This is a genomic window from Simkaniaceae bacterium (genome assembly GCA_021734805.1).
GTDB lineage: Bacteria > Chlamydiota > Chlamydiia > Chlamydiales > JACRBE01 > Amphritriteisimkania.
The window spans coordinates 1-9,804 of record JAIPIG010000046.1; the positions used below are offsets into that span (position 1 = coordinate 1).

11 protein-coding genes are annotated in these 9,804 nt (G+C 41.1%); 8 read left to right on the forward strand and 3 right to left on the reverse strand.

What is annotated here, in order from left to right:
• Positions 1-204: 204 nt before the first annotated feature.
• On the forward strand, positions 205-639 hold the full coding sequence (locus tag K9M07_07595) for an ATP-binding protein (protein MCF7853083.1): 435 nt from the start codon (positions 205-207) through the stop codon (positions 637-639).
• Between the two features lie 26 nt (positions 640-665).
• Positions 666-1,064, forward strand: coding sequence for a response regulator (locus K9M07_07600; GenBank protein MCF7853084.1), 399 nt, complete (start codon positions 666-668; stop codon positions 1,062-1,064).
• On the opposite strand, the gene K9M07_07605 is transcribed toward K9M07_07600, so the two are convergent.
• The gene (locus K9M07_07605; GenBank protein ID MCF7853085.1) at positions 1,061-1,405 is read right to left on the reverse strand and encodes an Hpt domain-containing protein; all 345 of its coding nucleotides are present in this window, start codon (positions 1,403-1,405) and stop codon (positions 1,061-1,063) included. The genes K9M07_07600 and K9M07_07605 overlap by 4 nt on opposite strands.
• A 411-nt stretch (positions 1,406-1,816) precedes the next feature.
• On the opposite strand from K9M07_07605, the gene K9M07_07610 reads away from it, so the two are divergent.
• Genes K9M07_07610 through K9M07_07625 form a run of 4 tightly spaced genes read left to right on the forward strand, consistent with a single transcriptional unit; the run spans position 1,817 to position 6,254 of the window.
• On the forward strand, positions 1,817-3,073 hold the full coding sequence (locus K9M07_07610) for an HD domain-containing protein (GenBank protein MCF7853086.1): 1,257 nt from the start codon (positions 1,817-1,819) through the stop codon (positions 3,071-3,073).
• Positions 3,070-4,356 (forward strand): hypothetical protein, encoded by a 1,287-nt coding sequence (locus K9M07_07615; protein MCF7853087.1) that lies wholly within the window; start codon positions 3,070-3,072, stop codon positions 4,354-4,356. Before K9M07_07610 ends, K9M07_07615 begins: the two co-directional genes overlap by 4 nt.
• Before the next feature lie 55 nt (positions 4,357-4,411).
• Positions 4,412-4,579, forward strand: a complete 168-nt coding sequence (locus tag K9M07_07620) for a hypothetical protein (protein MCF7853088.1) — start codon at positions 4,412-4,414, stop codon at positions 4,577-4,579.
• Positions 4,554-6,254 (forward strand): NAD-dependent malic enzyme, encoded by a 1,701-nt coding sequence (locus K9M07_07625; protein ID MCF7853089.1) that lies wholly within the window; start codon positions 4,554-4,556, stop codon positions 6,252-6,254. Before K9M07_07620 ends, K9M07_07625 begins: the two co-directional genes overlap by 26 nt.
• Here K9M07_07625 and tpx read toward each other — a convergent pair.
• Positions 6,249-6,737 (reverse strand): thiol peroxidase, encoded by a 489-nt coding sequence (tpx, locus tag K9M07_07630; protein ID MCF7853090.1) that lies wholly within the window; start codon positions 6,735-6,737, stop codon positions 6,249-6,251. The genes K9M07_07625 and tpx overlap by 6 nt on opposite strands.
• A 104-nt stretch (positions 6,738-6,841) precedes the next feature.
• Between tpx and K9M07_07635 the strand changes: the two genes are divergently transcribed.
• Positions 6,842-8,383 carry an ankyrin repeat domain-containing protein gene (locus tag K9M07_07635; protein ID MCF7853091.1) on the forward strand — a complete coding sequence of 514 codons (1,542 nt, stop codon included), beginning with the start codon at positions 6,842-6,844 and terminating at the stop codon, positions 8,381-8,383.
• A gap of 147 nt (positions 8,384-8,530) precedes the next feature.
• On the opposite strand, the gene K9M07_07640 is transcribed toward K9M07_07635, so the two are convergent.
• On the reverse strand, positions 8,531-9,439 hold the full coding sequence (locus tag K9M07_07640) for an MC/SLC25 family protein (GenBank protein MCF7853092.1): 909 nt from the start codon (positions 9,437-9,439) through the stop codon (positions 8,531-8,533).
• Positions 9,440-9,630: 191 nt separating this feature from the next.
• On the opposite strand from K9M07_07640, the gene K9M07_07645 reads away from it, so the two are divergent.
• A partial coding sequence (locus K9M07_07645) for a helix-turn-helix domain-containing protein (protein ID MCF7853093.1) occupies positions 9,631-9,804 on the forward strand: 174 nt, incomplete at its 3' end.

Consider the following 9,804-nt stretch of genomic DNA (forward strand, 5'->3'; position numbering starts at 1 on the left):
TCCGAAATTAGAGTGTCGGTACAAAGGGATTTTCTAACGGTAACAGTCATTGGGATAGCCTCGATCAAAAAATAGAGACTAAAAGTTTACGAAATAAAACTTTTACTTACAGGGAAAAATTGATCAGCGGGAACCGCTGTTGTTCAAAGACTACAAGCTAACCAACTTCGGATTTCTAAAGAGCGCATCTCACTCAACGCACTTGTGGAAGATAATATAAAATGCAATCAGGCTTTAGCGGACAAAAAACACATCAGTCTCTGTAATGAGTTGTCGGAAAATATTTATATAGAGGCCGATTTTAATCAATTATCCCTAGTTCTTAATAATTTTTTATCAAATGCAATTAAGTTCTCCAAAGAGAATTCAAAGATTCGGATCTATACAAATACCGAGAACCAAAGAGTGCGTCTTTCCGTTTCAGATGAGGGGCGAGGGATTTCTGAGGATTTTAAAAACAAAATTTTTCAGAGGTTTGTCCAAGAGGGGGCTTTAGAGCATCATATACAAACCGGTTCGGGATTAGGTCTTTATATTTCTAAGGAAATTATTCAAAGATTGGGCGGAGAAATAGGCTTCGTCTCCGAAGAGGCAAAAGGAGCGACATTCTATTTTGAATTTCCTGTGATCTTGAAATAAATGCATTTGAAAAAAGGTTCAGCATTATGGATACAAGAGCTTTAAAGAAGATCATGATCATTGATGATGATGACGATCTATTGAAACTGATTGAGTTTTCATTTAAGAAACACCCAACTTTTGAGGTCAAATATCAAAATTCGGGTGAAGAGGCTGTTCAAGTAGCTATCAATGATCCACCGGATTTTATATTAATTGATGTCATGATGCCGCAAATGAACGGTTTTCAAGTGCTTCAGGCCTTGAAAAATATCCCTAAATTAAAAGCAACCGTGTTTGTTTTCTTCACTGCAAAAGCTCGGGAAAATGAAGTCAAAGACTTTTTAAAGGAAGGGGCCTATGACGTCATTACAAAACCATTTGATGTCATTAAATTACCCCAAATCATTTTAGATATATGGCAACGGTATAACGCATCTTATTAAACTTTTTGACATGTTTTTTCGAGATGATTGATAAAGGAATTGAGCTCCTTAAAAAACGCTCCGGAAGGAGCTTCACCCGTGAATGCTTCAAGCATTTTAGATAGTCTAGTATCCCACTCTAAACAAATTCGAGATGCTTCAGGATAGCCGAAAATAGCCCCATTGCCGGCAATCTTATGCACGATAAAGCGCACGGCCGTCAGATCTTCCTTGTTGTAAGAAGATTCTAAGCGATGGCTTGCCTCGCGAAGCGCCTTGATCTTTCCGGGAAATTCTTTTCGGTAGTCTTTCAAAAATTTTTCATAACTGTCGGGACTCATCCCTTCCGGTGTTTGATTCATATCTAATTTTCCTTATTTTTTTTACACTATCCGGATCTAATAATTAATACAAAATGCAAAAAACAACATCATATTTGCCCCGCATCAAAACTGTTGGGATTAAAAAATCCTCTCCATGAATAGAGTAGATTTTTTGACGATTAAGGAATATTGGTTGTTAATGGTTGGGCCGTGTGAGAGCTCCCTGCTTAAAGCAGGGAAATTGCGGCTTGAGCTCCGTTCACCCAATTGTAAGTCGCCTAAAATTCAGGCGATTATTTATCTAGCCCATCTGAGAACTGCTATCGCAGTAGATTCAGACATATTGAATGAAGCATTAGTTTTTTTTTGATTGACCCTTGAGTAAAAATTATTTGACTATTGCATGGCGAGGCGACTCTGTTTATAATGATGGATAAATAGAGGGTCGACATGGCGCACTTAAAAAAAATCTACGATGCTTTGCATGGGTTTATTTATTTAGATCCTGTTGAGTATGCCGTGGCTCAGACCGGAGCTTTCCGAAGGTTGATCGGCATCCGGCAGCTTGGTGTGGCTCACTTAGTCTATCCCGGTGCCACGCATAGTCGCTTTGAACACTCCCTTGGTGTGATGAATATCGCCAGTCAAATTTTTGATCGCCTGATTGAAAAGGGGGTTGGTGATGTTGAGATGGCTTCTTTATATGAGCATGCTCCACTCTATCGAAGAGTGCTCCGCTTAGGGGCCCTTTGCCATGATTTAGGTCACCTTCCCTTTTCTCATACTGCCGAGCATTCTATTTTTCCCGACAAGGGGCATGAGTGGATGACGCTTCAAATCATCGAGCAGAGTGAGTTGAGAAAAATCTTTGAGGCGATGAGAGGGGAATACCGATCGATTGGTATCGATCCTCTTGAAATGGTGATTAAGCTCGCGATTGGCCCCAAAAAAATGAAAGAACTCAGGCCTGAGTGGGGTCATTTTTCTTCGATTGAAAAAGTTCTCTCGCAGATGATCACCGATGACTTTTTAGGTGCAGATAGAATGGACTATCTCTTGCGCGATGCAAGATCAACGGGCGTTCCTTATGGAGCGTTTGATTATTTACAGCTCATTGAAATGATGGCCCTTATTCGGCATGAAGAGGGAGGTATTGAGCTCGGGATTGAGGAGGAGGGGCTTCAGGCCTGTGAATCACTACTTCTCGCGCGCTATTTTATGTTTAATCGCATCTATCAATACCCCCTTGTGAAGGCGCTTGCATTTCATTTAACAAAGATCATTGAAGCTTATTTTAAGGAGCGTGACTTAACGGGTGATATCAATGCTTATCTCAATATTTGCGATAGTGATATTTGGGTTGAGGTCAAGCGCATTGCTCAAGACAAGCAGCACCCGCTTTTTGTGCATGCAAGCGCGCTTATGCATCCGACAACTGCCTATAAAGTGATTAAAATCCCCCATGCCGAATTAGCCCTTGTTGATGCTTTTAAGGAAATGACAAGTCAGTTTTTTATTGAAGTGAATCCGTTTGCAATTCAGTCAAGACCGCTTGATTTTTCAGTACGAAAAAAAGATCAAACCTTATGGCAAGCCCATCAACTCACCGAATTGAAAATTCCCTCACCAAAATTCCACCTCATTTATGCCCACCCCGATCTGTTAGATCAGGTTGAAAGCGCGATAAAGAATAAGGCGATCCAATGATTAAGGGAGTAAAAAAAGCGCTTATAGAGCTGCGTTCATTTTCACATATTGAACATTTATTTATTCTATGTGCGATGGTGTGTAGTTTTTTAGTGACAATTGAAGCCTCCATTATTAAAGCTGTGGGCGGATCCGTTTTCTTAGCTCATTATCAAGTTGCAAACTTGCCCCTTGCCTGGCTCTCTATTCTTCCTCTAAATATTCTCGTGGTGACTTTATATAATCGCTATTTACCTAAGATCGGCTGTTTTAAAATGCTTGTGTCGAGCATTATTTTAGCGATCGGGATTAATATTTTTAGCGCTTTTTATCTCTCTAAAATTGAGCTCTTGCCTTTCTTTTTTTACTTGTGGAAAGATGTTTTCATTATGTTGATGTTTCAACAAGTTTGGTCAGTATTTCACTCAACGATTCCCAGTCAAAGGGCTAAATTTTTGTATGGCGTTTTCTATGGAGTAGGTGGGCTAGGATCTGTTTTAGGCAGTATGATCCCCGGTTTTTTTGCAGTCAAAATGGGCTCTGAAAAGCTTCTTTTGCTGACCATCCCCTTTTATGTGCTTCTTGTTGCCTTTTATGGTTGGATGCTCAAGGTCCGCAATCTTCACCCTCATGTTGAGCCAATAGATTTTAAAGAAGAAAAGAGCTCGAGCTTTATCTCAGGGGCTTTAGCCATTGTCAGATCTAAATCCCTGATTTTTATTGCACTCATCGTTGTCTTTATGCAAGTTGCTTCGACGCTGCTCGACTATAAGTTTAATTTTCATGTGGCGATCAATCATCCGATGCAGGATCTGCGAACGGAATATATGGGGCGGTTTTTTGGAGTGGTCAATGGGATCAATGTCTTACTCCAATTTATCGGAAGTTTTATTGTTATTCATATGATGGGGGTTCGACGCACGCACCTTCTCATCCCCCTTTATTTGGGAGGCTGTCTTCTCAGCTTAGTTTATATCCCTACGTTTTCTTTAGTTGCCTTGGCGTATGGATCGATCAAAGCTATTGACTACTCGATTTTTGGGGTAGCAAAAGAGATGCTCTATATCCCACTAAAGATAAGTGAAAAATTCCAAGCTAAAGCGGTTATCGATATTTTCATCTATCGAACCTCTAAAGCTTTTGCTTCGGTATTAGTTCTCGTGCTGCAATTGATTAGTGTTGCCCTCTTTCAACAAATGCTTTCTATCACCTTATGTGTGATTTTCTTCTTTTGGATCATTTCAGTGTGGACTCTATATCGCCCTGAAACAGTCCTCTCTTCATCGATCACTGAAATAAACTAAAGATCTGATATTGCCCTTATTTTTAGTCTTTGATAAAGAGGGGGATATATTGAGGATGGATTGCCTTATGTATTGGTGGATGTGGGGCTTGTTGATTTTTTTTACGGGCTGTTGTCAAGTTTACTCTCCTATAAGCCCTCCCAACACTCAGGCTAATGCTAATTATTTGACAGAAGTTGAAGACTACACAGAAGAGGGTGGGCATGTTGAAGAAAGACGCTAATGATAACAGGATTGAGATTGCACTGCCTCCGGAGCGAATTTTAAAGGACCCGACTCTCAACAAGGGAACGGCATTTACGCATGAAGAGCGCAAAGAGCTCGGGCTCACCGGTTTTCTTCCCTATGCTGAAATGGATATACAAACTCAAATCCATCGCCGTTACCTCAACTTTAAAGAGACAAAAGGGGCATTTGCCCGCTATCGCTTGTTCAAGGATTTGCGCGAGCGCAATGAGGTGCTCTATTTTCGGATGATTTTAGAGTATGTTGATGAGGTTTTGCCCTATATCTATACCCCGATGGTAGGGGAGGCGGCCCAAAAATTTAGCGCCCATTACACGCATCATCGTGGGATTTTTTTCTCCTATCCATTCAAAGATCAAATTCAAAGTATTGTCGATCATATTCCTCAGGAAGATATTCGAGTGATTGTGATAACAGATGGAGGGCGTATTTTAGGATTGGGGGATATGGGTGCAGGTGGGATGGCCATTCCTATTGGCAAACTCGATTTGTATTGCCTTTTTGCCGGGATCCATCCTTCCCATGTTTTGCCTGTAATGCTCGATGTGGGGACTGATAATCCCGAACTACTTGAAGATGACCTATATGTCGGATACCCACACCACAGAATTAAAGGCGAAGCATATGATCAATTTGTCGATGAAGTCGTGAATGCTCTGATGAAGAGATATCCTCAAGCGCTCTTACAATGGGAAGATTTTCCTAAAGATCATGCGCGTACGCTTTTATATCGCTATCAAGACCAATTCCTCTCATTTAATGATGATATCCAGGGGACGGCTGCTGCTGTTTTAGCCGGGATTAAAACCGCTCTTAAAAGCTCTAAACAAAAACTTGGAGAGCAAAATATTGCTATACTAGGCGGGGGGTCTGCAGGAATTGGTGTGGCGCAGCTCATTGTAGAGGCTATGAAGCGAGAGGGCCTTGATGAGGGGCAAGCGCGGCGACAACTCTATATTGTTGATGTGAATGGCCTTCTTCTCGACCATCACAAAGGCCTTGATGAGAGCCAAAAAGCATTTGCACATTTAAGTGACTCTATAAAAACATGGGAGATTGAAACGATCGATCATGTGTCTTTATTCGATGTCGTTCGAAGTGCAAAACCTTCTATTTTAATTGGACTTTCTTCGCAAACGGGTGCTTTTACGGAGGATATTATTAAAATGATGGCGTCTAATAGTAGACATCCGATTATTTTACCGCTTTCTAATCCAACGTCTAAATCTGAAGCACATCCGGCTGATGTGCTTAAGTGGACAGAGGGAAGAGCTTTGATTGCAACGGGTAGCCCGTTTAATCCGGTGCTATTTGAAGGTTTAGCAATAGACGTTGCGCAGTGCAATAATGTCTATGTTTTTCCCGGACTTGGACTGGGGCTCATCATTGTTGGGGCAAAAAAAGTGACGACAGAGATGTTTTTAGTCGCTGTTGAGGTTTTAAGTGATTATGCCTCTGAGCACAACCCCACACAACTATTCCCTGAGATTAAACATTTAAGGGAAGCCTCTAAACAAATTGCCATTGCCGTTGCAAAATACGTGATCGAAATGGGGCTTGCAACACTTCCAATTCAAGAAGATGAGATTGAAGAGAAGGTGGATGCTTTTATTTGGTATCCCGAATACCCGCATTTCAAACGTCCGCTATGAAAAGTGAACTGTTAACTGATCAAAATTCGGCTCGGTTGTAATCTCATCAACAAGCTCTTCATAAATAATCGTATTGTTTTCATCGAGGACAAATAGGGCTCTTGTTAAGAGTCCCTCTAAGGGGCTGTCTTCAATGAGAAGTCCATAATCATGCGCAAATTGTTTTGAACGAGCTAAAGAGAGAAGCGTCACGCCTTTTAATGACTCGGCATGGCGTTTCATAGCGAAGGGTAAATCACAAGAAATGACAAAAAAGGCCATTTCAGGATGTTCTCTTGCGATTTCAGAAAGGGATTTTGAAGAATTATAGCAAACCTGAGTATCAAGACTCGGAACGCAATAAAGAATTTTCATTTTATTTTTAGTTTCATATAATCGATGGGTGGCAAGCTCGGTATCGACGAGTTCAAAGTCAGGGGCTTTTTCCCCTACGGAAGGAATTTTGTGGACGAGTTTGATTTGTTTGCCTTTAAATTTAACCATAATATGCACCTCAAAATAGTTTTATTAGCTTAACTCCTGACACAAAAAAACTGCAAGCAGTATAATGTAGTATATACCGAAATAATTTTAATTAAGGTGAAATAATGGTTTCTAGAGTATCACCTAGTGATAGTTCTGAATTTAAAGAGAGTTTTAAAGATAGACAGGAGCTTGCTTGCAAAGCCGTCTCTTGTTTACCAATTGATACATGGATAAAAATAATGAGACTTCAAACAGTTTCTCCTCTAGCTATTCCCTTGTCTCAATTACAAAGAATTTATAATGGCTTTTCCCGAGCTGTGCATTGTTTGCCCATCGGCAGAGAACGCCTTCCAATGGTGCAACCGAGAGTTATTGATTCTTTTTTAGGAAACCCTGATAGGATTCGATCTTGTATTTTTGAAAGGGCACTACGGTATGGATTTCCGCCGCTGCCTCGTGAGTTAGATGAAGAGGCTTCGATAAAGCAGTCAAAATTAGCGCAGGAATTTATCAAAGGAGTATTTAATTTAGTTCGAGAAATTAAAACAGGTAAAGCCGAAGGGCCTCGATATCAAATTGAATATGAGCAGTGGCTATTAGATCCTACTCAAACACTACTACCCGGTATCATCGAATCGCGTGGAACTGAAGCATTAACCAAAGCTATAGGTTTAGGGTATACCCTAGTTGCTAAAAGGCTCTTAGACTCAGGTGTCTCAATCGATGAGGCTGATAAAGAGAGCTTGACAGCTTTGATGTATGCTGCTGCCGAAGGACATCTAGAGGGTGTAGAGTTTCTTTTAGGCAAAGGCGCAGAAATCGATAGGGCTAATAAACCGGGATGGACTGCTTTGATGTATGCTGCTGCCGGAGGATATCTAGGAGTTGTAGAGCTTCTTTTAGGCAAAGGCGCAGAAATCGATAAGGCTGATGAAGAGGGACGGACAGCTTTGATGGATGCTGCTTGCAGAGGACATTTAGAAGTTGTAGAGTTTCTTTTAGGTAAAGGCGCAGAAATCGATAGGGCTAATAAACCGGGATGGACTGCTTTGATGTATGCTGCTGCCGGAGGATATCTAGGAGTTGTAGAGCTTCTTTTAGGCAAAGGCGCAGAAATCGATAAGGCTAATGAAGAGGGACGGACAGCTTTGATGGAAGCTGCTCGCAGAGGACATTTAGAAGTTGTAGAGTTTCTTTTAGGTAAAGGCGCAGAAATCGATAAGGCTGATAAATGGGGATGGACTGCTTTGATAGATGCTGCTTGCAGAGGACATTTAGAAGTTGTAGAGTTTCTTTTGGGTAAAGGCGCAGAAATCGATAAGGCTAATAAATGGGGATCGACAACAGCTTTGATGGTAGCTGCTCGCGGAGGACATTTAGAGGTTGTAGAGTTTCTTTTAGGCAAAGGCGCAGAAATCGATAAGGCTGATAAAGTGGGACAGACAGCTTTGATGGAAGCTGCTGCCGGAGGATATCTAGGAGTTGTAGAGCTTCTTTTAGGCAAAGGCGCAGAAATCGATAAGGCTAATCAACGGGGATCGACAGCTTTGATGGTAGCTGCTGCCGAAGGACATTTAGAGGTTGTAGAGTTTCTTTTAGGCAAAGGCGCATCAATCGATGATAAGACAGCTTTGATACTAGATAGTCAGAAGATCAAAATTTGAATGGGGGGGGGGATGGAGGCCAAGCTGCAATCTCCATGATCAAGCGGGGAGCTCACGCGGCCAACCATTAATAGCCAATATTCCTTGACCGCCAAAAAATCTCCTCCCATTCAATGGAGGGGATTTTTTAATAGAGAAAGGATCGCCCTATCTATTTGATTCATAAAAATTTTGAGGAAAATAAGGTGGCGCGATTTCCTTGGATTTCGTGATTCCATAAACAAGGCCGGCAACTAGAAGTGCCCGCGAGACGGCTCCTTTAGAAAAAGCTCTGAGTCCTTCTTTTGCATAAATTTTTCTTGCTGTTTGCAACATGGAAGTTTTTTTACCTATGGATGCTTGCATATCTGTTTTTAATAGATCAAATGGAGTAGTTAAAGCCCCAACTATAAAACCGACGCTGACACTTGCTATGAGTTCTCTTTGTTCTTTATTTGAAATAAAAGGGCGTAATTCTCTTACTGCCATATCATTTAATCCAAATACGGCACAGTTACAACCTGCATCGCGAAAAGCCGTAGGGGATACACCTCTAAAAATAGCTCTCGCTAAACCCTCTTTATTAATAATAGGACGCATGACTTGTAATATGGAGCCGGGATTTAATTGCTGCTGAATCATAACCCTTTCGCAAGGAGCTATCGCTAATGCTCCCAAAGCACCACCTATTATGCTTGCTGCAAGATTCCCGCCATCTGAAAGCTCTCCTGATTTACTATTATTTCTAAAGAATGAACAGGCTACGAAGTGGGCTAAAAAAGCAATTCCTTCAGCCGGCCCTCCACTGATAACATTGACTGCTGTCCCATTATATAGGCTGCGGATAGGTGGAAGACCTTTCCCGCACATCATAAATGTCTTTAGAGTAAATCCGGGCTGCATGAGTAAAACAGAAGTTGTATTTGCCAAAACGCCATTCACAAAATGTCCAAGACTCGTCAACTTGCATTTGGAGGGATCGGTAGGTTTAGTTTCATGACCACTTAAAGGCGGTGTGACTTGTTCACGATGAGTTGAGCTGTCTAACGGCAGCCCTAGCATTAGAAAATGAGACATAAATTAAATCCTAATTATAAGAGACGTTCTCTTAGAGTGATCCATTTTGTTTTAAAAGCGGTTAAATTTTTTCAAAACCGACCATAAAATTCAAATATAAAAAAAAACAATCTAATTTATCGCTGACGGCGTAAAACCCCCGCCTTTAGGCGTGGGGATATAAGCCATCTTTTCTTCTTGTACGATACTTAATGGTGTGTTACAACGATAATATGAAAATTGTAAATAGATCATATCGATACAGATTCTATCCTACCGACGAGCAGAAAATACAGCTATCACATGCTTTTGGATGCTCTCGATTCGTTTACAATCATTTTCTGAAAGAAAGAACGGATGCTTACTACGAGAAAAAAGAAAAGATC

Bases quoted from the DNA above. Each gene is read 5' to 3' on its own strand.
- K9M07_07640 (MCF7853092.1), bottom strand. From the start codon at position 9,439: ATGTCTCATTTTCTAATGCTAGGGCTGCCGTTAGACAGCTCAACTCAT.
- K9M07_07605 (MCF7853085.1), bottom strand. From the start codon at position 1,405: ATGAATCAAACACCGGAAGGGATGAGTCCCGACAGTTATGAAAAATTT.
- K9M07_07610 (MCF7853086.1), top strand. From the start codon at position 1,817: ATGGCGCACTTAAAAAAAATCTACGATGCTTTGCATGGGTTTATTTAT.
- K9M07_07635 (MCF7853091.1), top strand. From the start codon at position 6,842: ATGGTTTCTAGAGTATCACCTAGTGATAGTTCTGAATTTAAAGAGAGT.
- tpx (MCF7853090.1), bottom strand. From the start codon at position 6,737: ATGGTTAAATTTAAAGGCAAACAAATCAAACTCGTCCACAAAATTCCT.
- K9M07_07600 (MCF7853084.1), top strand. From the start codon at position 666: ATGGATACAAGAGCTTTAAAGAAGATCATGATCATTGATGATGATGAC.
- K9M07_07615 (MCF7853087.1), top strand. From the start codon at position 3,070: ATGATTAAGGGAGTAAAAAAAGCGCTTATAGAGCTGCGTTCATTTTCA.
- K9M07_07620 (MCF7853088.1), top strand. From the start codon at position 4,412: ATGGATTGCCTTATGTATTGGTGGATGTGGGGCTTGTTGATTTTTTTT.